Annotated in this window: 29 protein-coding genes and 1 tRNA gene; 17 read left to right on the top strand and 13 right to left on the bottom strand. The window is 63.4% G+C overall.

The annotated features are described in order from the left end of the window. Positions 1–59: 59 nt before the first annotated feature. The 3 genes from AArcSl_RS09810 (at position 60) to AArcSl_RS09800 (ending at position 2863) form a co-directional block, all read left to right on the top strand. The gene (locus AArcSl_RS09810; RefSeq protein ID WP_119818350.1) at positions 60–782 is read left to right on the top strand and encodes an NAD(P)H-hydrate epimerase; all 723 of its coding nucleotides are present in this window, start codon (positions 60–62) and stop codon (positions 780–782) included. A 47-nt stretch (positions 783–829) separates the two neighbouring features. Further along, positions 830–1324 carry a cupin domain-containing protein gene (locus AArcSl_RS09805; RefSeq protein WP_119818347.1) on the top strand — a complete coding sequence of 165 codons (495 nt, stop codon included), beginning with the start codon at positions 830–832 and terminating at the stop codon, positions 1322–1324. A 114-nt stretch (positions 1325–1438) separates the two neighbouring features. Further along, on the top strand, positions 1439–2863 hold the full coding sequence (locus tag AArcSl_RS09800) for an FAD-dependent oxidoreductase (RefSeq protein ID WP_119818344.1): 1425 nt from the start codon (positions 1439–1441) through the stop codon (positions 2861–2863). Between the two features lie 83 nt (positions 2864–2946). Here the strand turns inward: AArcSl_RS09800 and AArcSl_RS09795 are convergent, their stop codons facing one another. The 6 genes from AArcSl_RS09795 to AArcSl_RS17615 all read right to left on the bottom strand — a co-directional run bounded on the left by AArcSl_RS09795 (position 2947) and on the right by AArcSl_RS17615 (position 9173). Further along, positions 2947–3591 carry a TorD/DmsD family molecular chaperone gene (locus tag AArcSl_RS09795; RefSeq protein WP_119818341.1) on the bottom strand — a complete coding sequence of 215 codons (645 nt, stop codon included), beginning with the start codon at positions 3589–3591 and terminating at the stop codon, positions 2947–2949. Then, positions 3584–4582, bottom strand: a complete 999-nt coding sequence (locus AArcSl_RS09790) for a formate dehydrogenase subunit gamma (protein ID WP_119818339.1) — start codon at positions 4580–4582, stop codon at positions 3584–3586. Before AArcSl_RS09790 ends, AArcSl_RS09795 begins: the two co-directional genes overlap by 8 nt. Then, positions 4582–4902, bottom strand: a complete 321-nt coding sequence (locus AArcSl_RS09785) for a hypothetical protein (protein WP_119818336.1) — start codon at positions 4900–4902, stop codon at positions 4582–4584. Before AArcSl_RS09785 ends, AArcSl_RS09790 begins: the two co-directional genes overlap by 1 nt. Before the next feature lie 19 nt (positions 4903–4921). Continuing rightward, positions 4922–5485, bottom strand: coding sequence for a 4Fe-4S dicluster domain-containing protein (locus tag AArcSl_RS09780; protein WP_119818333.1), 564 nt, complete (start codon positions 5483–5485; stop codon positions 4922–4924). A gap of 6 nt (positions 5486–5491) precedes the next feature. Then, on the bottom strand, positions 5492–8416 hold the full coding sequence (locus tag AArcSl_RS09775; RefSeq protein WP_119818329.1) for a molybdopterin-dependent oxidoreductase: 2925 nt from the start codon (positions 8414–8416) through the stop codon (positions 5492–5494). Positions 8417–8672: 256 nt separating this feature from the next. Beyond that, positions 8673–9173, bottom strand: coding sequence for a helix-turn-helix domain-containing protein (locus AArcSl_RS17615; protein ID WP_119818326.1), 501 nt, complete (start codon positions 9171–9173; stop codon positions 8673–8675). A gap of 180 nt (positions 9174–9353) precedes the next feature. Between AArcSl_RS17615 and AArcSl_RS09765 the strand changes: the two genes are divergently transcribed. Further along, positions 9354–9917: a DUF1684 domain-containing protein gene (locus AArcSl_RS09765; protein WP_119818323.1), complete on the top strand. Its 564-nt coding sequence runs from the start codon at positions 9354–9356 to the stop codon at positions 9915–9917. Between the two features lie 87 nt (positions 9918–10004). After that, complete coding sequence (locus AArcSl_RS09760; RefSeq protein WP_119818320.1) at positions 10005–11492, top strand: FAD-dependent oxidoreductase; 1488 nt, start codon at positions 10005–10007, stop codon at positions 11490–11492. Positions 11493–11502: 10 nt separating this feature from the next. Here the strand turns inward: AArcSl_RS09760 and glmU are convergent, their stop codons facing one another. Continuing rightward, on the bottom strand, positions 11503–12687 hold the full coding sequence (gene glmU / locus AArcSl_RS09755) for a bifunctional sugar-1-phosphate nucleotidylyltransferase/acetyltransferase (RefSeq protein ID WP_119818317.1): 1185 nt from the start codon (positions 12685–12687) through the stop codon (positions 11503–11505). Between the two features lie 99 nt (positions 12688–12786). Here glmU and AArcSl_RS09750 point away from each other — a divergent pair, with 99 nt between their 5' ends. The 8 genes from AArcSl_RS09750 to AArcSl_RS09720 all read left to right on the top strand — a co-directional run bounded on the left by AArcSl_RS09750 (position 12787) and on the right by AArcSl_RS09720 (position 18395). Beyond that, positions 12787–13269, top strand: a complete 483-nt coding sequence (locus tag AArcSl_RS09750) for a VOC family protein (RefSeq protein ID WP_119818313.1) — start codon at positions 12787–12789, stop codon at positions 13267–13269. A gap of 154 nt (positions 13270–13423) precedes the next feature. Next, positions 13424–13579, top strand: coding sequence for a DUF7563 family protein (locus AArcSl_RS17100; RefSeq protein WP_193588459.1), 156 nt, complete (start codon positions 13424–13426; stop codon positions 13577–13579). A gap of 61 nt (positions 13580–13640) precedes the next feature. Then, on the top strand, positions 13641–14471 hold the full coding sequence (locus AArcSl_RS09745) for a CDP-alcohol phosphatidyltransferase family protein (protein WP_161945933.1): 831 nt from the start codon (positions 13641–13643) through the stop codon (positions 14469–14471). Positions 14472–14559: 88 nt separating this feature from the next. After that, positions 14560–15066, top strand: coding sequence for a DedA family protein (locus AArcSl_RS09740; protein WP_119818307.1), 507 nt, complete (start codon positions 14560–14562; stop codon positions 15064–15066). Between the two features lie 48 nt (positions 15067–15114). Further along, complete coding sequence (locus AArcSl_RS09735) at positions 15115–15522, top strand: prefoldin subunit beta (protein WP_394337297.1); 408 nt, start codon at positions 15115–15117, stop codon at positions 15520–15522. Between the two features lie 4 nt (positions 15523–15526). Then, the gene (locus AArcSl_RS09730) at positions 15527–15793 is read left to right on the top strand and encodes a DUF3194 domain-containing protein (protein ID WP_119818304.1); all 267 of its coding nucleotides are present in this window, start codon (positions 15527–15529) and stop codon (positions 15791–15793) included. Positions 15794–15910: 117 nt separating this feature from the next. Continuing rightward, complete coding sequence (locus AArcSl_RS09725; RefSeq protein ID WP_119818301.1) at positions 15911–16765, top strand: PspA/IM30 family protein; 855 nt, start codon at positions 15911–15913, stop codon at positions 16763–16765. 40 nt (positions 16766–16805) lie between these two features. Beyond that, positions 16806–18395 (top strand): hypothetical protein, encoded by a 1590-nt coding sequence (locus tag AArcSl_RS09720; RefSeq protein WP_119818298.1) that lies wholly within the window; start codon positions 16806–16808, stop codon positions 18393–18395. Positions 18396–18424: 29 nt separating this feature from the next. Here the strand turns inward: AArcSl_RS09720 and AArcSl_RS09715 are convergent, their stop codons facing one another. The 6 genes from AArcSl_RS09715 to AArcSl_RS09690 form a co-directional block, all read right to left on the bottom strand. Continuing rightward, complete coding sequence (locus AArcSl_RS09715; protein WP_119818295.1) at positions 18425–19468, bottom strand: dipeptide epimerase; 1044 nt, start codon at positions 19466–19468, stop codon at positions 18425–18427. Beyond that, the gene (locus tag AArcSl_RS09710; RefSeq protein WP_394337324.1) at positions 19465–20514 is read right to left on the bottom strand and encodes a DUF1611 domain-containing protein; all 1050 of its coding nucleotides are present in this window, start codon (positions 20512–20514) and stop codon (positions 19465–19467) included. Before AArcSl_RS09710 ends, AArcSl_RS09715 begins: the two co-directional genes overlap by 4 nt. 118 nt (positions 20515–20632) lie before the next feature. Then, positions 20633–21970 carry an NAD(P)/FAD-dependent oxidoreductase gene (locus tag AArcSl_RS09705; protein WP_119818289.1) on the bottom strand — a complete coding sequence of 446 codons (1338 nt, stop codon included), beginning with the start codon at positions 21968–21970 and terminating at the stop codon, positions 20633–20635. A gap of 134 nt (positions 21971–22104) precedes the next feature. Then, the gene (locus AArcSl_RS09700) at positions 22105–22380 is read right to left on the bottom strand and encodes a ribonuclease P protein component 4 (RefSeq protein ID WP_119818286.1); all 276 of its coding nucleotides are present in this window, start codon (positions 22378–22380) and stop codon (positions 22105–22107) included. A gap of 43 nt (positions 22381–22423) precedes the next feature. Then, positions 22424–22702 carry a UPF0058 family protein gene (locus AArcSl_RS09695; RefSeq protein WP_119818283.1) on the bottom strand — a complete coding sequence of 93 codons (279 nt, stop codon included), beginning with the start codon at positions 22700–22702 and terminating at the stop codon, positions 22424–22426. Between the two features lie 110 nt (positions 22703–22812). After that, the gene (locus AArcSl_RS09690; RefSeq protein ID WP_119818280.1) at positions 22813–23025 is read right to left on the bottom strand and encodes a ribbon-helix-helix domain-containing protein; all 213 of its coding nucleotides are present in this window, start codon (positions 23023–23025) and stop codon (positions 22813–22815) included. Between the two features lie 146 nt (positions 23026–23171). Here AArcSl_RS09690 and AArcSl_RS09685 point away from each other — a divergent pair, with 146 nt between their 5' ends. From AArcSl_RS09685 to AArcSl_RS09670, 4 genes are all read left to right on the top strand, one after another. Further along, positions 23172–23765: a sulfite oxidase-like oxidoreductase gene (locus tag AArcSl_RS09685; protein ID WP_119818276.1), complete on the top strand. Its 594-nt coding sequence runs from the start codon at positions 23172–23174 to the stop codon at positions 23763–23765. A gap of 80 nt (positions 23766–23845) precedes the next feature. Next, positions 23846–23919, top strand: a tRNA-Lys gene (locus AArcSl_RS09680). A gap of 595 nt (positions 23920–24514) precedes the next feature. After that, positions 24515–25273 carry an SDR family NAD(P)-dependent oxidoreductase gene (locus tag AArcSl_RS09675; RefSeq protein WP_119821888.1) on the top strand — a complete coding sequence of 253 codons (759 nt, stop codon included), beginning with the start codon at positions 24515–24517 and terminating at the stop codon, positions 25271–25273. Positions 25274–25461: 188 nt separating this feature from the next. Continuing rightward, complete coding sequence (locus AArcSl_RS09670) at positions 25462–26253, top strand: electron transfer flavoprotein subunit beta/FixA family protein (RefSeq protein WP_119818274.1); 792 nt, start codon at positions 25462–25464, stop codon at positions 26251–26253. Positions 26254–26267 lie beyond the last annotated feature (14 nt).

Raw genomic sequence — 26267 nt, 5'->3', positions numbered from 1 at the left:
CTACTCGCCCCCACTCCCCGCTCCGATAAGACCAACCTCCATCCGTCCCTGGTCGTCGTATGAATCAGAATTCGTTCCAAACACGAACTGGTCGGTCCGTTTCAGCAGTCACTGCCGAGGAGATGCTGGCGGTCGATCGCGTCGCCGTCGAAGACGTGGGACTGGCGTTGCTCCAGATGATGGAAAACGCCGGACGGGCCCTCGCCCGGCAAGTTCACGACATCCGGGACGAGGAGAGAGTCGTCGTCGTGGCCGGAAACGGCGGGAACGGCGGCGGCGGGTTGGCCTGTGCGCGCCATCTCGCCAACCGGGACGTCCCCGTCCAGGTGGTCCTCGACAGGGTGCCCCGGGAACTGACGGGGGCGGCGGCCCACCAGCACCGGATCCTCGAGGCGATGTCCGTTCCGGTCATCGACGCCGCCGACGGACTGTCCCGACTCGACGGCCCGCACGTCGCCGTAGACGCCCTCATCGGCTACGGGCTGAGCGGCGAGGTGCGTTCGCCGGCGAGCAGGTACGTAGAAACGATGAACAACCGATTCGAGTCGGTTGTCTCGCTGGACGTCCCCTCCGGGATCGACGCTACAACGGGCGAGATCCTCGGGGACGCCGTCCGGCCGGATCGGACGGTCACGCTCGCGCTTCCGAAAACGGGTCTCGCCTCGATCGACGGCAGGCTCCTGCTTGCGGACATCGGAATCCCGAAGACGGTGTACCATCGACTCGACATCGAGTACGCGAACCCCTTTGGGGAACACGATTGGGTAGAACTGGTGCGGTGACTGCTACTGACTGGGCGTTTTATTTCCCTCGCCCGAACAGGAAGCGTATGAAGAAGGTCCGGATCGACGAGGTCGAAAACAGCGTCCAGCCGGCGGCCGTGATGCGTCATCTCACCGAACCCCTCGGGGCGACCGACCTCGCGATCAACTACTACGAACTCGAACCCGGAGACAGCTTCGCGTTCGCGTATCACGACCACGAAGTGCAAGAAGAGCTGTTTTATATAATGGAGGGAACGGCGACGTTCGACACCGCTGACGGACCGATAGAAGTAGCGGCGGGCGAGATTATCCGGTTCGGCCGAGAAGAGTTCCAGCGCGGATGGAACCGTGGTGACGAACGGGTCCGTGCACTCGCGCTCGGCGCTCCCCTCGAATATGGGAGACAGCACAAACTGCGCTACTGCCCGGACTGCGAGGAGGAAACGGAAAACCGACTCGAACGGGTCGCCGACGAAACGGCGGTCGTTGGCTACTGTAAGAACTGCGACGCTGAAACGGGACGGTGGACCCGTGGATCGATGGAGGGGACCGTCCCCTGAGTCCGTATCCGTCCTCGTCAGTCAGTCTTGCTCATCCTCCCTCCGTCACCTTCGTCGTCTACCAGTTCCCCATGAGATTACCCGTTTTATAACCCGACCGACCGATGAGTTCCCATGTCAACCTTCGTCGTGATCGGCGGCGACGCCGCCGGAATGTCGGCAGCAAGCAAAGCGAAACGCGACGATCCGGACATCGATGTCGTCGTCTTCGAGAAGGGTGAGTGGGTCTCGTACGGGGCCTGCGGGCTCCCCTATTATATCAAAGGGGAGATACAGTCGCTCCAAGACCTTGTGTCGGTCACCCCCGAAGAATTCCGCAGGGAGCGTGATATCGATCTGCGGACCGAACACGAGGTCGTCGACATCGATCCCGCTGATCGGACTGTTAGGGCCCAAAGTGACGAGGAAACGGTCGTCCAGGAGTACGATCACCTGCTCGTAGCCACCGGCGCGCGAGCGATCACCCCGCCGATCGACGGCCTGGACCTGCCGGGCGTGTACACGCTCGGGTCGATGTCGGACGGGAAACAACTCCGGGAGTACGTCGCGCGGGCACGATCCGAGAAGGACCTCATGCAACCCGACCGAGGGCCAGCCTGCCAGTTTCTCGAACAGTGTACTGGGCCCGTCGGGATCGTCGGCGGCGGGTATATCGGGGTGGAGATGGCGGAGGCGCTCGCAGCCAACGGGTTCGAGGTCCACCTCTTCCAGCGCGGGGATCGCGTTCTCAAAGCCTTCAGTGATGCCACGAGCGAAGCCGTCCTCGAACACCTCGCCGATCAGGACGTTGCCGTCTATCTCGAGGCGGAGGTCGCCTCCCTCGACGGTGACGGGACGGTTCAAGCGGTCGTCACGGAAGACAACCGCGTCCCGGTCGAGATGGTACTCGTCGGGACGGGCGTCCGTCCGCGGACGAAACTCGCCGAGGACGCCGGCATTCAGCTCGGCGAGACGGGGGCGATCGCGACGGACGAGTATCGCGAGACGAATCTCCCTGACGTGTACGCGGCAGGCGACTGCGCGGAGGCCCGACACGTCGTCACCGGCGAGTTGGCGTACGTTCCCCTGGCGCTGACTGCCAACCGTCACGGACGGGCGATCGGGCAGACAGTCGCCGGCGAGCCGACGAAAGGGGGCGGTATTGCGGGCACTGCGGCGGTGAAAGCCTTCGAGATGGAAGCCGCCCGAACGGGAATCCTGGATCACCAGGAAGCTCGAAAGGCGGGGTTCGATCCGATGACCGATACGATCGAGGCGAAGTCCCGGGCGGGCTACTACCCCGAAGGCGGAACAGTCCTCGTGACGCTCACCGTCGATCGGCCGTCCGGGCGAGTGTTGGGCGGGAGCCTCGCGTCCGAATACGGGGAGGGCGCCGTCCACCGGAGTCACGCGCTCGTCGGGGCGGTAACCGAGGGGATTTCGGCGAGCGAGTTGGCGAACTACGATCTCGCCTACGCGCCGCCGTTCAACACGACATGGGATCCAGTGTTGACGGCCGCGAAAGTGATCGATGGGCGGCGTCAGTCATCCGAAAGCTGAGATGGCCGGGTGATCACTCCGCGAGGAACAACGTACGAAAATAACGGATTCGGCAGTTCAGAATGGGGGATCGTCCGCCAGGCCTACGATTCCGAGACGGATTCGACGTCGACTTCGAACCGCTCGGCGTCGAACCGCACCAGTCCGTCCACGATGTCGCCGACCGCGTGATAGAACTCGCTTTCGGCCGTCTCGCGAAGGTCCTCGGCCAGGGCCGGGAACCACCAGCCGTGGTCACGAAGGAACAGTCGCTTGTCGTCCGGACTCTCGCCCTCCCGTCGACTCAACACCGCAAGCGCTGCGAGTTCGACGGCGGCGTGGTCGGCCTCCTCCTTGAGGTCCTCGCTGGGGTGGATGCCGAGTCCGGCGTACGTACCCTTCACCGCTGCCAGGGGCTCGCCTAGGTAGTCGTCGGCGTAGTACGACTCGTGGATCTGGAGGCTCGGTCGAGGGCCGACGAACAGTCTGGTGTGTTCCCGTTCGAGCTCCGCCGCCGCCTCCGCCGTGTCGTCGACGCCGTTGGCCCACTTCCGGAGTGAGACGAACCCGTCACGAAGCGGCCCGTCGGGCAGGTCGGCCGGTTCGGGGAGCGCCCCGGCCTGGAACTCCTCGATGGCCTCTGGGGTGGGCGGATCCGCGAGTACTCCCGAGACGAACCGGTACAGTTCCGCCAGGGTATCGCCGGTGTCGGGTTCTCGGTCGAGAGGGGTGTTCGTGGGTTCAGACATCGTACTCACCCCGGAGCCGTTTGCTGATACCGTAGATGATCGCCGCGCTGCCGCCGATAACCATCAGGACGGCGGCGTTCAATCCAAGGAAGTAAACGACGCCGGTCACCCCCTGAGTGAGTACGTCCCCCGACACCGCGACCAGGTAATCGCGGGTCGGCAGCGGCGAGAAAACGGCGGCGAACAGCGTCGCCGTCACCACCACCGCAAAGAACAAAAGCAACGCGAAGGTGACCCCGGCGAGAGTCTTCTTCGCGGGGGCTGCAGTCTCGACGTGGCCCGGCAACTCACCGAGCTTCTTCCTGGCCCACGCCGGCCAGTGGTGGGCCGCGCGTTCTGCGGAGACGTCACCGGAGAACATCGTCTCGTTGAACGGATACTTCTCTTTGACGTTCGCGATGTAGAGATGGAACGCAATCCCCATCAGGAACGTCAGCGCGAAGATGAGGTGGATGTCGCGGGCGATGAGGAGCAGGAAATCCGCCAGCGGCTCGTGGCCGCCGAGAATTGCCCGGAATTCGGGTGAAACGAACAGCCCCCTGTACCAGAGCAGCAGGCCGGTGAGACTTATAAGCGTGAGTTCGGTGACGATCACGCCGACTTCGGCTTTCTGGAGCCAGCCGTACTTGTCCGCCTCGGGTTTCTTCGCCCGCCCGCCCAGATACTTCCCGTACTGTACCGCCTCACGGGCGTCCTCGAGGGTCGGAAGCGCCGGGATTCCGGCGCGTCCGGAAAGAACCCCGAGCAGTAGATACGACACGTAGTAGACACCCACCAGAATGAGCGCGACGCCAGCAATAATGTGCAAAAGCACCACATTGCCGTAGCCGAAGATTGCGAACAGCCACCCGAGGTGTTCGCTGAACGTCAACGGCAGCCCAGTCAGATACAGGAAAAATATCGACAGGGCAGCTGTCGCGTGGACGTACACCTGCACGTCCGAGAAACGCGTTATCCGCCCGAACGCGCCTGATCCGGTATCTGTTGCCATTATTCGAGCACCTCCTTCCAGGTCGCGAACGCGAGCACCGAAATGAAGACCGCGACGAAGACGATGTACGCGCCCATAACCGCCCGAACCGCCAGCCAGAGACCGGCATACTGGTTGTACACGGAGTCGCCGCCCGCGATCGCGGCGCTCCCGGCGACGCGAAGCGTTTCCCCGGCCTCGAGGGGGACCGCGATCGCGTCGAGCGCGAACAACACGACGGCTACTGTCACTACTGCGATGGCCGCCGCGATGTGCGAGCGGTACCGGGCGATCGAGCCCGAGATCCCACCGCCGTCGACGTCGATTGTTTGACTGGCCATAGTTGTCGGTCAGGGACGGTTACAGGGATCCACCGAACACGATGTCACCGAGGTCGCCACGGAACATGTCGGCACTGCGGTCCCCGCGGAGTTGCTCTGCGATTTCCGAGGGCGTGCCGTACGCCAGGGCGTCCGTCGCACACTGGTCGAAGCAGACCGGATTCTCGTCGTCCTCGATCCGCTCGACGCAGCCGGTACACTTGTCCATCGTCCCGGCGTTGCCCGTCGAGGCCGTCTCGTCGGGGAACTGGGTTGCCCCGAACGGACACGCCCACGCACAGTACGAGCAGCCGATGCACTCGTCTTTTTCGACCTGGACGAGCCCGTGCTCGTCCCGATCGATCGCATCGGTGGGGCACACCTCCATGCACGGCGCCTCCGCGCAGTGGTAACAGGACATCGGGACGCTGGTTTCGCCGGCGCTGAACCGACCGCCGCCTTTTCCTTCGTTGTGGGTGACGACCTCGATCCGGTCGTTGTTGTCCGAGAGGTCCCACTCGTCTTTACACGCGACGTTGCAGGCGCCGCAGTCGATACAGGCTCCCACCTTGGGAATCACTCTGAGGGGTGTTTTTGCGCTCATTGACGGTCACCTCTTTTCGAATCCGCGCTGCGTTTGGTAGGCTTGCTGCTTCTCCGGGAGTTCCGGGATCTCGTCGGCGCTTGCCCGCTCGAGCCCACACAGGGTCACCTTCGTCGCCTGCATGTTCGTGACCACGTCGTATCCCACGGACGTTCCGATGTTCGCTGAATCGCCGATCACGAGCGGTTCAGTCCCTTCGGGGTAGTCATCGACGTACGATTCGCCTTCGAACAGGCCGCCCCAGTGGAACGGGAGGAACACCTCCTCGTCGTTTACGCGTTCGGTGACGCGCGCCTGAACGAGCATCCGTCCGGGATCCGTCTTCACCCAGATCCACTCGCCGGTATCGACGTTCAGTTCGTTTGCGACGTTCGGGTGGATCTCGGCGTACATCATCGGCGCGCGGTTGGCGGTGCCCATCGTGTTCCGCGTCGTGGCGCCGCCACCCTGGTGTTCCACCTGGCGGCCGGTCGTGAGGACGAACTCGAACTCGTCGACGAGATCCCGGCGCTCCACCTGGGCGCCGCGGTTGTCGAGGTCCAGCCGGTAGAAGTCCTCCTGGAGTTCGTAGTTGGGATACTCGTCAATCAGGTCCTTCCGTGGCGTCTCGACAGGTTCGCGGTGTTTCGGTACCTCGTCGGGGAGGTTCCAGGCACGGGCGCGAGCGCGACCGCGGCCGGTCGGCGGATCGGGTTGTTCGTTGTCGTATGCGGCGAAGTCAGCGGCGTTCACACCGTCGACAGCCTGGGCTGCGTCGTACACCGAATGGTCCTCGCTGAGTGCGTACTCGATCGGGGTCGTCGGCGCGGCCGGCGTGCTGCCGTCCGGCAGTTCGGTGGCGTACCCGGGGTACTGCGGGACGCCCTCGATCTCGCCGTCCCACCAGTCGGGCTCGTAGCTGTTCCGGAGGAGGGTCTCGCCGTCGGGCGCCTCCGTACCCCACCGGGCGCGGAAGTCGAGGCCGCCCTCTGCGGGATGGACGCTGTCGCGGTAGAGTATCGGCGTCCCGGGATGGTCCTCGTGCCAGCAGGGCCACGGGAGGCCGAAATACTCCCCGGCGAGTTCGTGGTCGTCCCGCACCTCGGCCCGCAGGGTCTCCGAGCTGAACACGTGGCTGTTCTCCATGTGAGCCTTGATGCGCTCGGGCGTCTGGCCGATCAACCCGATCGAACGGATCCCGAGGTTGATCTCGTTCGTCACCTCCTCGACCTCGTCGTAGTCGAAGTGCTCGCCGAAGCCGAGCCGCTCCGCGAGGTCCGTGAGCATGTCGAAGTCCGTCCGGGAGTTGTGCCGCGGCGTCACCGCCTGGTACCGCCACTGGACCGACCGGTTGGTCGCCGTGACGCTGCCCGAGCCTTCCTGCCGGGTCGCAGCCGGCAGCAGGATGATCCCGTCCTCGCGGTCCGCCAGGGTACCGGCCAGGCCCGGGAACGGATCGACGCCGACGACCAGATCGACGTTCTCCAGCGCCCGCTTTAGCCGCTTCATCTCGCTTATGGAGTTCAGCGAGTGGCCCCACACCATCACGGCCTTCACCGGGTTGGGCTGGTAGAGATCACCCCTCCGTTCGTCGTCCTCGAGGGCACCCTCGAACCAGCGGCTATCCGTGAGGCCCTCCTTGTTCATCATCTCCTTGTTGTGGAAGTGATCCTCCAGGAGTTCCTCACGGGTGATGGTGCCACTGGTGCTCGGCGTCTCGGACCAGACGTTAGTCCAGTGGTCCCAGGCGCCGTCGTCGAGTCCGTAGTAGCCGGGGAGATGATGCGACAGGACACACACGTCCGTCGCGCCCTGGACGTTGTCGTGGCCCCGCACCGGGTTGTTGCCGCCGCCGACCTGGCCGGTATCGCCCAGCGCCAGGTTGAGGATGGCGTACGATCGGATGTTCTGGGTGCCGGTGGTGTGCTGTGTCGACCCCATCGACCACTCGACGGTGCTTACGTCCGACTCGACGAGCGTCTCGGCGACGTCTTTCAGGTCCTCCTCGTCGACCCACGTGATGTCCGAGACGGTTTCGAGGTCGTACTCTTCGATATTCGCTTTGGCCGACTCCCAGTCGTAGACGCGGTCTTCGAGGAACTCCTCGTCGTGGGCCTCCAGATTGAAGACGATGTGATGGAGGAGTCCGTTGATGAACGCGATGTCGGTCCCGGGTCGGAACCTAACGTAGTCGTCCGCGTGGGCGGCGGTCTTGGTGAACCGCGGCTCGGCGACGATCACGTCGCCGCCGTTCTGGCGCGCCTTCTGGATGTACCGCATCATCACCGGGTGCGCCTCGGCGGGGTTGTGTCCGATGATGAGGTTGGCGTCGGCGTGCTGGACGTCGTTTACCGACTGGGTCATCGCGCCGAAGCCCCAGGTATTCGCCAGCCCGGCGACGGTCGTCGAGTGACAGATCCGTGCCTGGTGGTCGACGTTGTTGGTGCCGTAGAAGGCGGCGAGCTTCCGGAACAGGTACGCCTCCTCGTTGCTGATCTTCGCCGATCCCATCCACATCGTGCTGTCGGGACCGTACTCCTCGCGGACCCGGAGCAGTTCGTCGGCGATCTCGTCCATCGCCTCGTCCCACGAGAGTGGTACCCACTCGCCGTCTTCCTTTTTGACCGGCTCCTTGAGCCGTCGCGGGGAGTTTACGGTCTGGGCCTGGCTCGCCCCTTTCGAACAGAGACCGCCCTGGTTGATCGGGTGGTCCTTCCAGGCCTGTTGCCCGACGACTGTATCGTTTTCGACCTCCATTTTCAGTCCACACCCGACCGCACAGTGTGAACAGATGGTCTTTACGAGCTCCGTCTCGCCGTCTTCGTCGGCATCCTCCTGTGCCGTTCCAGGTTCGACGAGGGTTCGCCCGCCGACGAGTCCAGCAAGCGCGGCCGCCCCTCCGAGCTTGAGGACTCCCCGACGTTCGATGTCGAGTGATGGTTTCGTACTCATTGGTTTCTCTCCAGACAAAAAATGCCATTCATCACCGATAGTCCCGTACCCTTAGAATAAGGGGAAAGGTTAACCCCTGGTTGAGTATACTGGAATATATAAGGCTGATATTTGCTTCTTTAAATAACCCCTCGAGCGAGTTCTCGCACCCGATACCTGATAATGAATATTACGGTGCCGCCGTCCCGAGGTGGATTCCGGAACCCCGTGATCCTTCTGCGAAAGTACCTCGTGATAGAACGAATCGTTCTGGGAGTCACTCGGCATCCGACGAACGGCCACCCTCATCCTGTTCTGCGAGCACCGACTGAATGAGTTTCGATTCAGTCACACGGAGGCGCTGTGAAACCGCGGACTTCGAAACTCCAAGTTCGTCGCTGAGTGTCTCCAGATCGGTTTCACGGGGCGTGTCATAGTAACCGCGCTCGAGCGCCAGTTCGATCGCTTCCCGCTGTTTGTCGGTGAGTGCGTCCAGATCCACGATCGCCAGCGAGGAGTGGGCCCCCGCGTCACTGATCCGGTTGATCTCGAATTGAACGTCCGACTGAACGAGTGATCGGAGCACATCCTGGAGCGTGGGTCGATCGCGGACCTGCAGGGAGAGGTGGATCCCGCTCTCGGGATCGATATTGTGGCGTCCTTTGGCGTCAGTTGCATCAGCTGTTATCTGGCTGTCATTATTGTAGCTGTCCGGACTCGCGTCAGTCCGGGGTCGATTCTCCTCGCTTTGATCTCTCTGCCCTCCGTGTCCGCTCATGTGGTATTAGATCTGTCCGAGTTACTCTGGAAATCGATCACCGTATCATACCGGAGTAAAACAGATAGAACTTCATCTTCACATACTTGGCCTTTATAAACTGGTGGGTGTACCATTTCGATCCCTTATTTATACTGTATTTTTATTGTGTTACGAATACAATACCGAATTAGACGACCGATGACCGCCGATACGGACACGAACTGGAAGCAACAAACCGAAGAGCAGCGCCGGCAGCGAGAACAGTATTTTAGGGAGCATCCCCAGTCGCCGATCCCGGAGGAAACGTTCGCTGGGCTTGCCTACTACCCGATACGCGAGAAATACCGGTTCCTCGTCCCACTCGAGGAACACGACGATCCCGAACTGATCACCGTCGAGACGACGGCCGACGGCGAACAACAGTACCACAGACACGGCGAGTTCTCCCTCGAACTGGACGGCCGGGAGATTACGCTACAGGCGTACCGACCCCCGGGAGAAGAACGGCTCTGGGTGCCGTTTCGGGACGAGACCAACGGCGATGAGACCTATGGCGCGGGACGGTACCTCGATCTGGATCCGGAGTCACACGAGACCGAGGACGGGTGGATCCTCGATTTCAACGCCGCCTACAATCCGACCTGCGCGTACAACACCGCCTACGAGTGCCCGTTGATCCCGATGGAAAACTGGCTCGACGTCCGGATCGAGGCCGGCGAGAAAGACTACCCCGGTGAACCGGTCGATCCACACGGACACTGAAGCGACGACGGCCACGGCGCAAAATCGGTTTCGATCTGTATTGTGCTTTTCCCACAATACTTTATAGCTGGGTGACGAATGCCAGATATGGACGGTCACACAGCCGATAAACCGGCCGTAACCGACGACCACCCGGTTGTCATCGTCGGCGGCGACGCTGCCGGAATGAGCGCCGCGAGCAAACTGAAGCGCGAACGACCCGACCGCGAGGTGATCGTCTTCGAGAAGGGAGACTGGGTGTCGTACGGGGCCTGCGGACTGCCGTATTATATAAAAGGCGAGGTCGAGTCGCTTTCGGACCTGGTGTCGATTCCGCCGGAGAAGTTCCGATCGGAGCGCGGGATCGATCTCCGGACGAACCACGAGGTCGTGGAAATCGACACCGAGTCGAGGGAAGTCACAGTCGAAAGACACGAGGAGCCCGATAACGAATCCGGCACGGAGACGATTACGCAACCGTACGGCACGCTCCTCATCGCGACGGGTGCACGAGCCGTCGAGCCACCGTTCGACGGGATGGAGCTCGACGGCGTGTTTACGCTCCACGAGATGGACGCGGCCAAAGAGATCCGTGAATATCTGGGGCTCGAAACAGGTGGCGACAGTGAGGCAGCGGTGAACGCTCGGTCGGTCGCGATCGTCGGGGGCGGCTACGTCGGAATCGAGATGGCCGAGGCGTTCGCTGCTCACGGACTCGAGGTACACCTGTACGAGATGCTCCCGCACGTTCTGCAGCCGTTCGGCGAGGAGACCGCCGAAGTCGTCGAGAACCACCTGGATGAACAGGGGATCGATCTCCACCTCGAAACGGCGGTGGAGGGGTTCCTGTCGGCGTCGGAAACTGACACCGTCGAGACGGCGGAAACTGACGACAAATCCGTTGCAGCTATCGAGGCCGGCGGTCAACGGATGCCTGTCGACATGGTCCTCGTCGGCGTCGGCGTGGTTCCGAACGTCGAGATCGCCGAAACCGCCGGAATCGAAACCGGTTCGACGGGGGCGATCGCGACCGACGAGTACGGGGAGACGAACGTCGAAGGCGTCTACGCGGCTGGCGACTGTGCGGAGGCTCGCCACGTCGTCACCGACGAACCCGATCACGTGCCGCTCGCACTCACGGCAAACAGAGCGGGTCGCGCGATCGGGTCGACGCTCGCGGGAGAGCCCACGCCCGTGGGGCCAATCGCCGGAACTGCGGTGCTGAAGGCGTTTGACCTCGAGGTAGCCCGCACGGGCGTGATCGACCCCGAGCGTGCGCGTTCCAACGGGTTCGATCCCGTGTCAGTAACGATATCGGCTCCCACGCGGGCCCACTATTACCCCGGCGGGGTCGAACTGCAGGTCACGCTGGTCGCGGATGCAGCGTCGAACCGGGTGCTCGGAGCAAGCATTGTCGGCGAGGAAGGCGCCGCAAAGCGAATCGACACCGTAGCGACGGCGCTGTCCGCCGAACTGACGGTTCCGGAGCTCGAGAAGCTGGATCTGTCGTACGCGCCGCCGTTCAGTCCGGTGTGGGATCCGGTGTTGACCGCCGCAAAGGTGCTCAACGGGAAACTGGAGCCAAGCGGGGGCTGATCGCGACCGCTCACCGATCCCTGAGGACGTTCTCGCCGGGGGTTGTCGTCACGCCTTCCGAGAGGACGACGCCCGCGTTGACGCTGGTGTCGATCGCCGTTTTGACGCCGTCGCCACAGACGATCCCGAACTTCCGGCGACCGGTGGAAACGCGATCGCCCTTGACGGTCACGCGGACGTCCTCGCCGTCGTGTCGCAGGTTGGCGACCGTCGTCCCGGCGCCGAAGTTGACGTCTCGCCCGACCACGCTGTCGCCGACGTAGGTCAGGTGGCCGGCGGTCGCTCCCGCCATCAGGACGCTGTTTTTCACCTCGACGGCGTGGCCGACGTGGGCGCCGGCGCCGATCGCCGTCGCACCGCGGACGTACGCGTTCGGCCCGATCGTCGCGTCCGGCCCGACGTACACCGGCCCCTCGACAGTGACCCCCTCCCGAATCTCGGCACCCCGAGCGACGAACACCCGACCCGACAGCGTGGCGTCGGAACTCACCTCGCCGTGTTCGCCCCCGTCGATCTCATCGAGTTTCCATTCGTTGGCTTCGAGCAGCTCCCAGGGACGGCCGACGTCGAGCCAGCGGTCCATCGTCACGGAACGGACGGCCCTCGATTCACAGGCCTGCTCGAGGACGTCCGTGAGTTCGAGTTCCCCACGTTCGCTCTCGCCCACGTCGAGCCAGCCCAACGCTGCCTCCGGAAAGACGTACGCGCCCGCATTGATCAGGTTCGACGGCGGCTCCTCGGGCTTCTCGATGACGCCGGTCACCTGTCCACCGTCGAGAATCAACACGCCGTAGCTCGCCGGATCGTCGACGCGATAACTCGCGACCGCAGGACCGCCGTCGTACAGCCGCGACAGCGACGTGGGGTCATAGAGGCTATCCCCGTTGAGCACGACGAACGGATCGTTGTCGAGCGAAGGGGTAGCCTGCGCGACCGCATCGGCGGTTCCGCGCTGGGTCGACTGCTCTTCGTACGCGATCGGCACACCGCGGTGACTGTCGCCGAAATGCTTCCGGAGCAGTTCGCCACGATAGCCGACCACGATCACGAGCCTGCTTGCACCCGCCTCGACTGCAGCGTCGACGGTGTGTTCCACGAGCGGCCTGCCGGCGACCGGGAGCATCGGCTTCGGGCGACTCTCGGTCAGCGGACGCATCCGCGTTCCCTTCCCGGCGGCGAGGACGACCGTCTGCATGCACCAACCACGTGGGGCGGGCGCCAAAGTGATTGCGACTCCGGGGAGTCGTTCGACTACCGGACAAAGGCTTTCCACTCCCCGGGCGTAGGCCGGAACATGACCGACGTACCCCCGACGACCGGACTCCACCACGTGACGAACATCTGTACCGACATCGAGGAGACGAAGGCGTTCTACGAGGACGTTCTGGGCTGGCAGACGGTGAAGATGACCGAAAACTACGACGATCCGGGAGTGCCCCACTACTACTTCTCCCCGACCCCGACCGGCGAGCCCGGGACTATCGTCTCCTACTTCGAGTATCCCGACTCCAGGGGCGCACCGGGCCCCGGCGCAGGCCACCACTTCGCGTTCGGCGTCGAGGACGAGAAGACTCTCGAAGAGTGGCGGACCCACCTGAAGGAGCACGGTGTTCGCGTCTCGGAGGTCACGGATCGGACGTACTTCAAGAGTGTCTACTTCAGCGATCCGGACGGGCTCGTCTTCGAACTGGCGACGGCAGGACCGGGATTCACCGTCGACGAGGACCCCCCCGGAACTCGCAGAATCGATCCGTCCGAGGAAGGCCGCCTGCCGTGAATCCGTCGTCTCCCGTCCAAAGAATCAACGGTCAACACGTGACAATCAACAGTCAACAACCTGTATACAGTTTTTATTTTCCGCCGGATAGTCGTGATTTTCAGTTGAGAGGACCCCAAAAAATACGTCGGTTGATTCCGTAGTCCCGACCGCGATGCCGGAATGCAGGAACTGCGGTTCGTTCGTCACGGAGCGATACGTCCGAGTCTTTGCGCCGCCGGGATTCGACGACGTCCGCGTGTGTCCCGAGTGTGAAGACAAGGTACGGGACGGTGCGAGCGTCCGCGAGGCGCGCTCGAAACGCGTGTGAACCACTCCCTGGAGACACAAAACGACCGTATGCTCAAGTCTTTCCGGGCCCTTTCTCGACCGTGAACACGCCGACGCGCGTGGCAGCCGAGAGCGCACACGCCAAGCTTCGGCAGTACACGACAGTCTGGTTCCTGGCGGCGAGCCTCGCGACCGGGGGTGTCGGCACGCTGGGGGCGATCTGGATCGATCCGGGCACCGCCTGGTTCGGCTGGACCGCAATCGCACTTTTCATTCTCGGGATAGAGTACCGGCTCGTCGTCATTCGACTCTCTGCGAACCACAGGCCCGACGCCGAGGGAGTGTACCCGACGCTCGGTGCGGCGAACCTCCTCACGCTCTTTCGGGGCGTCCTGATCGCGTGGACCGGGGGATTTCTCGCGTTCGGAATCGAACCCTCAGCGACCCCGATCGACGGGTATCTCCTCTGGCTGCCGGCCGTGTGTTACGGCGCCGCCGGGTTGCTGGATGCGGGAGACGGAGCAATCGCCCGGCTCCGCGGTCGGATCACCGAACTCGGAACACAGCTCGACACGGAGTACGACGCGCTCGGCATCCTGGTCGCGACCGCCGTCGGCGTGTTCGGGGACGCGATTCCGGCGTGGTATCTCTCGGTCGGCGTTGCGCGATACGCGTTCGTCGGGGGCGTCCACCTGCGCCGGATACGGGGACGGCCAGTGTACGAACTCCCCGAAAGAACGCCTGCGAGACTGCTCGCCGCCGCCCAGATGGCGTTTCTAGTGGTCGCATTGTCGCCGATCCTCGGAACCGACGCTGTCGCCATCGGGAGCGTGATCGTCGGTGTTCCGTTCCTGCTCGGATTCCTGCGGGACTGGCTCCACGTTTCGGGACGATATCCGGGGATCGACTACTCGAAGATGGACCGACAGTGAACACCCTGCCTGCCAAATTTAGCCGTGTTACATGGTCTATAGCACGATTCTGCAGAAGATCCATATACTCCCGGACTCAAGACAGGATATGCTCTCACTCGCAGCCGAACTCGGGGCGGACTTCGTCGTTCGCTACGGGCTGGGAGTGCTATTTATCGTCTTCGCGCTGGAGGGAGCGCTGGTGGGGAAGTTGATCCCGACGCGGGCGATCCTCATCGCGTCCGTGCTCGTGGTCGGCACGAGCCTCTTCGAGCTGTTGCCGGTGGCGACCGCCGCGATACTGGGCGCGACTGCCGGGCAGCTCCTGCTTTTCGGTCTCGTTAGATACGCTGGAATGGCGTACGACTCGCTCGCGACCACGGGGATAAAAGAGCGTCACCTCCGGCGCGCCGAGCGGTGGTTCGACCGATGGGGGCTACCCGCCGTCGCGGTTTCGAACATCCTGCCGGTGGCGCGGGGGTCGATGACGATACCCGCAGCCGCGTCCCGGCAGTCGACTGTGGGGTTTTCGGTCGTCTCACTGGCAGGAACCGCCGTCTACGTGGGTGCGCTGGTGGCGGTTGCCGAAGGGATCGCGATCGCGCTGCCGATCTGACGGAGACAAAAACGGGGCTTTTTCAGTGCGGGCCGCTTCGCTCCGTCCATGCAGGGTAATCTGCCGCCGGAAGCACAAGAGAAACTCGAAGAACTGCAGGACCTTCAAGAGACCGCACAGAAGGTCGCCCAGCAGAAAGGACAGGCCGAGACGGCCCTCAACGACGCACAGACCGCGCTCGACGCCCTCGAGGACGTCGACGAGGACGCCGGAATGTACCGCGAGGTCGGCGAGATCCTGGTCGAAACCGACTACGAGTCCGCCTACGACGATCTCGAGGAGAAGGTCGACAGTCTCGAAGTTCGCGTCGAACAGTTGAGCAAACAGGAAGAGCGCGTCCAGCAGCAGTTCGAAAGCCTCCAGGAGGAGCTCCAGCAGCTCCTGCAGGGCGGCGCGGGCGGCGGTCCGGCCGGCGGAATGGGTGGACCGGGCGGCCCGGGCGCCGGCGGCGCGTAAGCCGATGCCCGAAGACGCGAACGGTTCGGGCGATCCATCCGACGCCGAGGTCGTCGAGACCGCGGCGGAAGCCGCCGAGGGGGTCGTCTTCGCGAACTACCGGCAGTCGGAGGTCGTCGATCTCGACGTGACCGTCACGTTCGAAGAGGGAGTTCTCGAGGTGGATGTCTACCTCAACGCCCCCGACGACGCCGAGCCGGATCCGGAGGAGGTCGTCGACGAGGCGGCCAAAGCGGCCCAGGACGCGGTCGACGAGCTGTTCGCCGACTGAAACGGGCCGATCCGACAGTTCTCTCCGACCGCAGAGTCACCGAGAGACAGGTCATCGAGCGGCGAATCGGCGAACCGACCTGCTGGGTTTTAAGACCTACAGAGACAACTGTGGGCTATGGGAATCCTCTCGCGTATGTCGTACGTGGTCCGGTCGAAGATCAACGCCCTCCTGAATCGGGCCGAGGATCCGACGGAAACTCTCGACTACTCCTACGAGCAGATGCGCGACGAGCTCCAGCAGGTGAAACAGGGGATCGCCGACCTCACAACGCAGAAAAAGCGCCTCGAGATCCAGAAGCGCCGACTCGAGGAGAACGTCGAGAAACACAACGATCAGGCACGGCAGGCCGTCGAGCAGGACAGGGACGACCTCGCCCGCAAGGCCCTCGAGAAGAAGAAATCCAAGATGCAACAGATCGAGGACCTGGAGGGACAGATCGCCGAACTCGAGCAGACACAGGAGAACCTCGTCGAGAAGAAAAACGAGCTGCAAAACCGCATCGAGGAGTTCCGGACGAAAAAGGAGACGATGAAGGCGCGCTACGAGGCCGCCGAAGCCTCCTCGCGGGTCTCCTCGGCGATGAGCGGCGTCGGCGACGAGATGGAGGACGTCGGGCGGGCGATCGAACGCGCCGAGGAGCGAACCGACGAGATGGAGGCCCGGGCGGCGGCGATGGACGAACTCCAGGAAACCGGTGCGTTCGACGACGCGCTGTCGGACAAGGACGCAATCGATCGGGAGCTCGAGTCGCTCTCGACGGACAGCGAGGTCGACGCGGAGCTCGAAACCATCAAAAGCGAGATGGGCAAAGAGACCACACCGGAGCCCGAGGAGCCGTCGGACGTCGACGTCGACGACGAGATCGAGGGGCTCGAAGAGGAACTCGCAGAGAGCGAACTCGAAGCCGAGCTCGACGACTCCGAGGTCGAGTCCGAACTCGCAGACCTGAAAGACGACGAGGAGAACTGAGACGCACCCGCGTCGCCAGAGACCATCCCTGTTCACTTCGATGACTCCCGACGAGTACGCCGCGGCCGTCCACGATTCGCTCGCCCCGGAAACCCGCAGCGCGTTCGCCGAACGCGTCGAAACCCAGGCGGACGCCGTCACCGCCGACCTGATCGACGGCCGGCTCGACAACGCCGACTTCGCGGTCGGGCTCGAGTTGGAGGCGTACGTGACGGCTTCCGACGGGACGCTCGCGAGGGTTCCGACGGAGCTTTTCGGCGCCGACGGCACGAACCCGGAGCTGGGCGTCCACAACCTGGAGCTCAACACCGTCCCGGACGTCCTCGATGGGCCGGGACTGCGACGCCAGGCCCGCCGCCTCCGAGAGCTGGTTTCGAACGCACGGGAGCAGCTTCCTTCCGATCGTCGGCTGGCGCTGGACGCGATGTGGACCGTCCCGCCGACGGAGGGCACCCGACAGTATCTCGCTGCGGGGACTGAACACGACGGTGTCTTCCTCTCGCAGAACATGCACGCCGACGCCCGGTACTACGCACTCGACAACGAGGTCCGGAACCGGGCCGACGGCGAGATCGAACTGTCGGTCCCCGGGGTCGACCTCACCGGTCCGTCGATTCTGATCGAGTCGCTGACCGCGTCGATACAGCCACATCTCCAGGTGCCCGACGCATCGACGTTTCCGCGGTATCACGACCTCGCGATCCGGACGCTCGGACCGGTCCTTTCGCTTGCGTCGAACTCCCCGTTCCTGCCGGCCGACTGCTACCGGCCGATCGAAGCGCCCTCCGAGGTCGAGCGTCTCCTTTCTGCTGCGCCACACGAACACAGGATTCCCGTATTCGAAGACGCGATCAACGCCGGACTCCCCGGCGACAAACAGAAGGTGAGAGTGCCGAACGACCTGGAGAGCCTCGAACAACTCCCCGCCCGGGTGGTCGCCGACGTCACGTACGCCCCACATCTATACGACGACATCCCGGCGGCGAGCGCCGCGACCGACGAGCAGTCGATCCCGTACGCCGACCGGATTCCGGAGTACCGCCACAAGCGCGGCACCTACTGGCGGTGGGTCCGCGGCGTGGTCGGCGGGGACGTCCCGACCGGCGCCGACGGGGTGCCGACAGGTCCCGGAAACGACACCGCCTCGCTCAGGCTCGAGTACCGTCCGCTACCGACGCAACCGACGGTCCGGGACAGCGTCGCATTCCAGGCGCTCGTCGTCGGGCTGTTACGAGGGCTGGTCATCGAGGACCACCCGCTTGGGGAACTCCCGTGGAAGGACGCAAAAGACGCGTTCTACGCCGCCGTTGACGACGGCCCCGAGGCGGCGCTTTCGTGGGTCGCCGCCGACGGAACGTACATCGAAAACCGGGAGCGCATTCGTCAAGAACTGCTCGAATACGCTCGTCGTGGGCTCGCAGCCTCCGGCACCGACGGGACGACCGTCGACTGGCTGCTCGAACCGGTCGAAGCCCGAGTGCGGGCGGGTACAACGCCGAGTTCCTGGCAACGGGACCGGGTGCTGTCCCGGGTTCGCGACGGGGCAACCCTCCCGGCGGCAATCCGGGAGACGAAACGGGCGTATCTCGACTGCGCCGCGTCGACGGAGTCGTTCGCAGACTGGCTGTGATCGGTTGAAAGCGGGTATCGTACCACCCGTCAGTCGAGTCGGCGGGCGCCGGTTCCTGCCCGATCCGTGTCTCCGAGCCGGATCTCTCCCTCCGGAAGGTCGATCCCCGCGTACGGGTCCTCGGCGAGCAGGAGCGATCCGTCCAGGTCGGCGTAATCGAGCAGCGGGGCGAGGTGACAGCCGGCCGCGATCGAGGCGTTCGACTCGACCATGCACCCGAGCATCACCTCGAGCCCGTGGGCCCGCGCCGTCGCGATCATCCGTCTCGCCTCCTCGAGTCCGCCGCATTTCATCAGCTTGAGGTTCGCGATGTCGGCCCTGTCGGCGATTTTCGGGATGTCCGAAAGCGTGACACACGACTCGTCGGCGGCGATCGGCAGCTCCGAGCGCTCGTAGGCGAACCGCAGCCCCTCGGGGTTTTCCGCCGACACGGGCTGTTCGATGAACTCGACGCCGTACTCCGCGAGCCAGCTACTCTTCGCCACCGTCTCTCGAGGGGTCCACGCCTCGTTGGCATCGATTCGGAGCCGGGCGTCCGGGGCAGCCTCGCGCACCGCTTCGACGAGCTCTCGATCTCGATCCGTCCCCAGCTTCAGTTTGAGTACGTCGTAGCCGGTCTCGACAGCCCGTTCGGTCTTTTCACGTACCCGGTCTACCGTGTCGAGTCCGATCGTGTAGGAGCTCGTCGGAGCCGCATCGGGATCGAGCCCCCACAGCCGGTACAGGGGAACGCCGAGCCGCTTTGCCGCCAGATCGTGCAGGGCGATCGATACCGCACACCTGGCTGCGGGGTTGTCGCAAACGACCTCGCGGAGGCGGCGTTCGATTTCGTGGATCCCGTGGGGGTCGTCGATCTCCTCGACGACATCGAGCAGTTCCGGGAGGACGGCCGCGACGGTGTCGGCAGTTTCCCCGTAGTGAGGCGAGGGGGCTGCCCCGCCGACGCCGGTCATCCCCCCCTCGTCCGTGATCCGGACGACGACGTTTTCGGTTTCGGTTGTCGTCCCGCGGGAGATCGTGAACGCGTCGTCGAGTTCGAGGGTAACCCGTTCGAACTCCGTCGAGAGCGTCATCGGTCCACCCCCTCGAGGACCGCATCGAGAGCGCCATCGGCGTCGAACCGCACCGGATCGGTCGCGGGGACGCCGATCGCCTCGGAGTACTCCGCGACCGCCTCGCGGGCGTCGACGTCGCCGTCGATCTCACTGGTGTTGAGCGCACCCGCCACGACCGAGGTCGCGTGGACCGGTTCCGCGAGCGACTCGTAAAGGTCGACGTACTCGGGAAGCGGCGGAAGCGGGAACGATTCGTATCCGTGGACCGCGTCTCGCCCGGAAGCGTGACACAAAACGAGCGCATCGGCCATCGCGCCGTGCAGGATGCTACAGGTGACACCAGAGTAGGCGGGATGGACGATGCTCCCCTGCCCCTCGACGAACAGCAGATCGTGTTCGTCACCGATCTCGAGAATCATCTCCTCGACAGCGCCCGCGGTGAAGTCGCTGATGACGCGGTCGACCGGGTTCCCCCAGCCGGAGATCATGATCCCCGTCTGCCCCGTCGGAACGAAGCCGGCGTCGATCCCGCGTTCGCGGGCCGCCCCGAGTAGCTCCTGCGAGACGGTCATCTTGCCGACCGAACAGTCGGTGCCGACCGTGAGAACCACGTCGGCGCCGACCTCGGCTGCGATCCCCTCACTCACCGTGAGATCGTCGTGAGGCTTGCGGACGTCCCATAGATCGACGCCTGTCTCTTCGGCCAGCACCGAAAACTGCTCGTCCGCCGAGAGGAAGTAGTGAAGCCCGGAGATCACGTCACACCCCGCCTCGATCGCCGCGGTGACGTCCGGTCGCCACGACTCATCGAACCCCCCGCCGATCGGGGCGATACCGATCAACAGGGCGTCGAGATCCGATTCGAGGTCGCGTGCGGCCTCGAACGAGTCGACGATCGGGGCGTCCTCGAGGTCCGGCACGTGATCAGTGACCCGATCCCCGGCGGTGTCGCGGTCGATCACGGCGGCGACGTCGTAGTCGCCGTAGCGCATGACCCCGATCGCCGTCTTCGCCCGTTCGGGAAACTTCTCGTGGGCGAGGATCGCGATCGTCCGGTCCGATATCCGTCGGGTCCCCCGGTCGGAGTCGTCTGTCATACCTGCACCGACGTCGAGGACACTAATAAATCGGCGGCCACCGGCGAAATCCAAACCTCGGAGCCCTACTCCTCGCCCGGACTGCTCACTCGCCGTCGGCGATCCGGTCTGCACACTCGAAACCGGCCACGATCCCGCCGTTGAGCGAGCGTTCTGGGTACTGGGCCCGCGAGGCCATCCCGGCGTAGTAGACCCCGTCGCCGACCGCCTCGTGCAGGTGGTACGGGATCACCGTCTCGAGGTATCCCCGTTCGTAGACCGGTGCTGCTCGGGGATTCCGGGAGATCCGGACCGACGCGACGTGTTCGCGGGAGAACGACGGGAACAGCTCTGCGATCCCGTCGAGCCAGCGCTCTTCGAGCGTCGCATCGTCGGCCTGCCACCGCCAGTCGTCACTCGACTGGACGTAGCTCGCGACGTACAGGAGGTGTTGTCCGCCGTAGCGGTCCGGCGGAACGAAGTTCGTGTGTTCGATGAGCGCGCCGAACGGCGCCTCCTCGGCAATGTTCAGCCAGTAGGTGTCCAGAAGCTGGCGGTCCATCGTCACGACCGCACAGACTGCCCCCTGGAAGTCGATGTCGCATTCGTAGCCGGTGAGCGCTTCGAGCACGTTCGGCATCGCCGCCACGACCACGCCGTCGGTTTCGTGGGTTTCCGTTCCCGACCCGGCTTCGACGGTGACGGTTTCGACGCCTCGATCCGCCGCCGACTCCCCGCCGGCAGTCGAGAAGCCGACGTCGACGACCCGGGCGCCGGTGGTGATGCGATCGCGCCCGACGCCGTCGACTAGCGCGTCGATCAGGACGCCGAAGGAGCCGTCGAAGTAGCCGAGGATCTCCCCCCGCCGGAGGTCGCGTTCGCCGCGGAATCTGATCCGGCCGAGCAGCCAAGCCGCGCTGACGTCCTCCTTCCTGTCGCCGAATTTCGCGTCCAGCAACGGATCGAAGAACCGCTCGTACACGCCGCGGGTGGTGTGCTCTTCGACGAACTCACGGACGGGAACGTCTTCGTACTCGGTTAGGTCGTCGTAGCTGTCGAATCTGGGTCGACCGCCCCGAACGTCGACGCCGAGGGTGAGCATTCCGAGACGGAACTTGTCATAGAGGCTCAGGTGGGGGTAGGCGGCGATCTGTGTTGCGGTGTCGAGCGGGTGGACGACGCCGTCGACGTAGTAGGCGTTCTTGCCGATCGACCACTCCAGCCGGTCGTCGACCCCGAGTTCCTCGGCGAGTTCGACGATCGTTTCCTCCGACTTCGAGAGGTGGTGGTAGTAGCGCTCGATCGGATCCCCGGCGGTGTCGTACAGCGCAGCGAGGCCGCCGACCTCATCCGCGGCTTCGTACACCCTGACGTCGAAGCCGTGCTCCTGGAGCCGGTAGGCAGCCGCGAGTCCGGCGATCCCCCCGCCGACGACGGTGATCATGTCTCCCGATGGGTCCGTCCGGCGTAAGGTGTTTTCCCTTCGATATCCACCTTCGATATCCACCTTCGATATTCACCTTCGAGATCCATCTTCGATATCCCCGGTTCTGCACGACCTATCGGTGTCGGTGCCGATCACTCGTACGGGTATCTGGCGATCTCCCCACAGTCACACTGAATTACCACGTGCCCCGACTGGAGCCGCACCCGTGCGTTGGCGCCCGGACGGAGGTACACGTCACATCGATCGCAGGTGAACCGTTTGAACTCCCGGGGGAGCCCACAGCGGTGTCGCTGGGCGATCCGGCGGGCGAGCCTGACGTACTCCCGGGAGCGGTCGAACTCTCCGTTTTCGGCAGCTTCGCGGGCGAGGGCGTGCAAGCGATCGATCCGCTCCTCGGGGATGCCCATACCGGCAGACCACGGGCTCGACGCAAAGGCGTTGCGAAAGAACCTACAGTTTGTTTTCGGCGTCCTCGGCGAGTTCCTTCATCCGCTTTCCGACCCGCCCGGCAGTGGAGAACTCGTCTTCGGCCATCGCCGACGCGAGGGCGTTTCCGAGCACGAACACCGCGTGTTTGTGTTCGCTCTTCGATTTGTGAACGTGAGAGGGGTCGACGTCGAGTTCCTCGTACGGTTCGAACAGCTCCGGGTCGACGTGCTCCTTTTCGCGGAAGTACTCCATGATAGTGACCATCTGCTCGTGGAGTTCGAGCAATTCGTCTTTGTGCATACCCCTGATACGCGCGTTTCCCGTTTAAATATTGCTCGGGAGCCGGTGCCACACGCTCGAAGGACGAGTACCGCCAGCAGGGACGCGCCGCGGGAAAAACGCGGTGTCGGCTAGAAGACGTACTCGTCCTCGTGACCCATCATACCGTCGTCTTCGAATCCCGGTTCCTCGTCGTCCATCGGGCCGCTCGTTTTGTACGCTTTCATCCCGGTGGACAACAGTTCCTCGATCGCTTCTTCGCGGTTGACGAACTCGCCCTGTTCGACGAGTTGAGCGATCTGCATCTCGAGGTGTTCCGGGATCGTAATTTCGACCTTGGGCATCTGAACAACCGGGGTTTGACGGAGGGTGTATATAAACTTGCTGGCAGCTACGTGACACGCGTTGTCACGAGACTTCCACTCGGGGGAAACTCGGGCTCCGGCACGCGACCCGACATTCATACGTTTCTGGAAATCGTGGTGTGGCCATGGTCGTCGATCAGACGGACCTCTACGAGGAGTTCGGGGACGAACGGCTCCCGCCAGGGCAGCGAAAGACCGAGAAGTTCCCCGTCCTTTCGAAGGGGGAGACGCCCGACTGGAATCCGGCCACCTGGACGTTCGAGGTGTGGGGTGCCGTCGACACCAGACTATCCCTCGATTTCGAGGAATTTCGGTCGCTTCCGGCCGAAACCCAGCGGCAGGACTTTCACTGCGTCACCGGGTGGAGCACGTTCGACCGGGAGTTCACGGGCGTGCCGTTCCCGGAACTCGCCGAGCGTGCCGGCGTCGACGACGACGCGGTGCACGTCATGTTCCACGCGCTGGACGGCTACACAACCGATCTCCCGCTATCGACGTGCATGCGGCCCGAGGTGCTGTTCGCGTACGAGCTCGACGGGGAGGTGCTGTCGGACGACCATGGCGGTCCACTGCGGGTCGTGACGCCCCACAAGTACGCATACAAAGGGGCGAAGTGGGTGACAGGGGTCGAGTTCCTTACCGAACCCGAGCGCGGGTACTGGGAGAAGCGGGGCTACTCCAGGACCGCGGATCCGTGGGCCGAAGAGCGGTACAGTTAGGAGAGAGCCGTCGGTCGATTCTGCGGAATCACCATCCCGGAGTGGAACGCTTAAGTGGCCGGACGTCAGAATTCCATCGAGGGCCGATAGCTCAGCCCGGCAGAGCGTCTGGCTTTTAACCAGACGGTCGGGGGTTCAAATCCCTCTCGGCCCGTGCAACGAACCGCCGAGTGACAGCGAGGCGGTGAGTGAACCGGCAAGAGGGATTTGAATGAGACGGCGGCGAGCAAAGCGAGCCGACGGTGTAGTTCAAATCCCTCTCGGCCCGTTTTTGACGGCCAATACAAGAAGCAAAACAACGTGACAAACCAGTGCCGTGACAGGAACTCGAGCCCGGAAGAGACTACGGAATTGAATGAGGTGTGAACAAACCCATATTATTTTCTTATGATCATGTAGCCCAGATTTTATATCATATATTCTGTATAATGGAAACATTCACTTGAAAGACACGTTTGTTTTTAACTGATTGCAGAAATCACCGTGAGGTAGAGGGACAACTCTTATCGGTTTTTATATCAAGCTCAGATCTTCTTCAACTTTTTTCACTTGAAACCGCCATACGTGAAGCTGTAAAGTTCTGAATGTAATTATTAATATTATATAACTTTTGGCACCGTTGCATAGGAGCAAGAATTGTCATCTCGATTTATTGTTCCGCTCTGTCTATGTACGGCCAGGCTCTCGGAACTCTCGGACCGACCAGTCTCGACAGAGAGTCCACAGAGCACTACCAGGGAGAGAAAACAATGAACGGAATAAACGGAACGGTCGCGATCGTAACCGGTGGTGGATCGGGTATCGGACAGGCCACGGCAAAACGGTTCGCCGAGGAAGGTGCGAGCGTCGTCGTCAACGACATCGACGTAGAGGGTGGCAAAGAAACCGTATCGGCGATCGAAGCCGACGGCGGTGAGGCCGTATTCGTCGAGGGCGACGTGACGGATCCGGAGGATGTCGCCGAAACCGTAGCGACGGCTCTCGACACTTTTGGCGGGCTCGATTTCGCGTTCAACAACGCCGGCATCGAGGGAGCGAGCGAACCTTCGAGCGACCAGCCGCTTTCGAACTGGGAGAAAGTGATCGACATCAATCTGACGGGCGTGTTTCTGGGGCTCCGCGAGCAGATCCCCGCGATGCTTCACGACGGCGGCGGTGCGATCGTCAACACGGCCTCGATCGCCGGATTGCTCGGGTTCCCCAACCTCACCCCCTACGTCGCGAGTAAACACGGCGTCGTCGGACTGACCAAGACCGCGGCACTCGAGTTCAGCGCCGAGGGAGTCAGGGTGAACGCGGTCTGTCCCGGCGTCATCGAGACGCCGATGGTCGAACGGACGCAGGAAGAAGACCCCGAAACGATGGAGCAGACCATCGCCGCGACACCGATCGACCGACTCGGACAGCCCGAGGAAATCGCCTCGGCTGTGGTCTGGCTCTGTTCGGAGGACGCCTCCTTCGTGACCGGCGAGTCGCTGGTCGTCGACGGCGGCTACTCTGTACAGTAGTTACCGGCGGTGCGGGGGTGAAAACGGTGATCTGCTTCATCTCCGCTTAAATAACGTCCCACCGGTTCACTCTCGAGAGAAGAAATTCCCAGACTGTGAGAAACACGTATCCCTTTTATTCGTCGAGATAGCCGATGTGCTAACACGCGGTGTCGGTACGCACTCCGACACGACATGAGGTGTACTAAATGAGTAATGATTGGACAATCGTAGTGGGAGTCAAACAGGTTCCCGACTCCGACGAGGTAACGATCGATCCGGATACGGGTCGGCTCGACAGGGCAAACGCCCCTGCCGTGTTGAACACTCCGGATCGAAACGCGCTCGAGGCGGCGCTTGCGCTCCGCGACGAGGTCGGCGGGGAAGTGATCGCGATTTCGATGGGGCCACCGAACGCCGCGGAGGTGCTCGAGGAATCCGTCGCCATGGGGTGTGACGACGCGGCCCTGATCACCGACCGGGCGTTCGCTGGCAGCGACACCTGGCCGACCAGCTACACGCTGGCGGAGGCGGTCAAGTACTTCGACGCCGACGTGGTCGTCTGCGGCGAAGAGACCACCGACTCCTCGACGGGACAGGTTCCGCCGGGGATCGCCGCCCACAACGGCTGGGCACAGCTCACCTACGTCGAGGAACTGGAGCCCCGGCCCGAGGAGAACCAGTTGATTGCGGTCCGCGACGTCGAGGGGGGCCACGAGCGCGTCGCCGCCGACCTCCCGGTGGTCGTCGCGTTCGCGTTCGGCGAAAACGAACCACGGCCGGCCAGCCTCCATCGGAAGATCTACGCGGAAAACGACTTCGAACCGATGGAGTTGACCGCCGAGGACCTCGGCATCGACGAGGACGACGTGGGGCTCGACGCCTCCCCGACCCAGGTCGGCGGCATGGACACTGTCTCCCCGGTCGATCGGAAAGAACAGATCGTCGAAACGCCCGAAGAGCTCATCGAGGCGCTCGCCGAAACGGAGGTGTTCTCATGAGCGACGAAGCCGAG

The sequence above is a fragment of the Halalkaliarchaeum desulfuricum genome, assembly GCF_002952775.1.
Lineage (GTDB): Archaea > Halobacteriota > Halobacteria > Halobacteriales > Haloferacaceae > Halalkaliarchaeum > Halalkaliarchaeum desulfuricum.
Note: the sequence above shows the minus strand (reverse complement) of the source record. Positions and strands in the feature narration are given on the sequence as shown.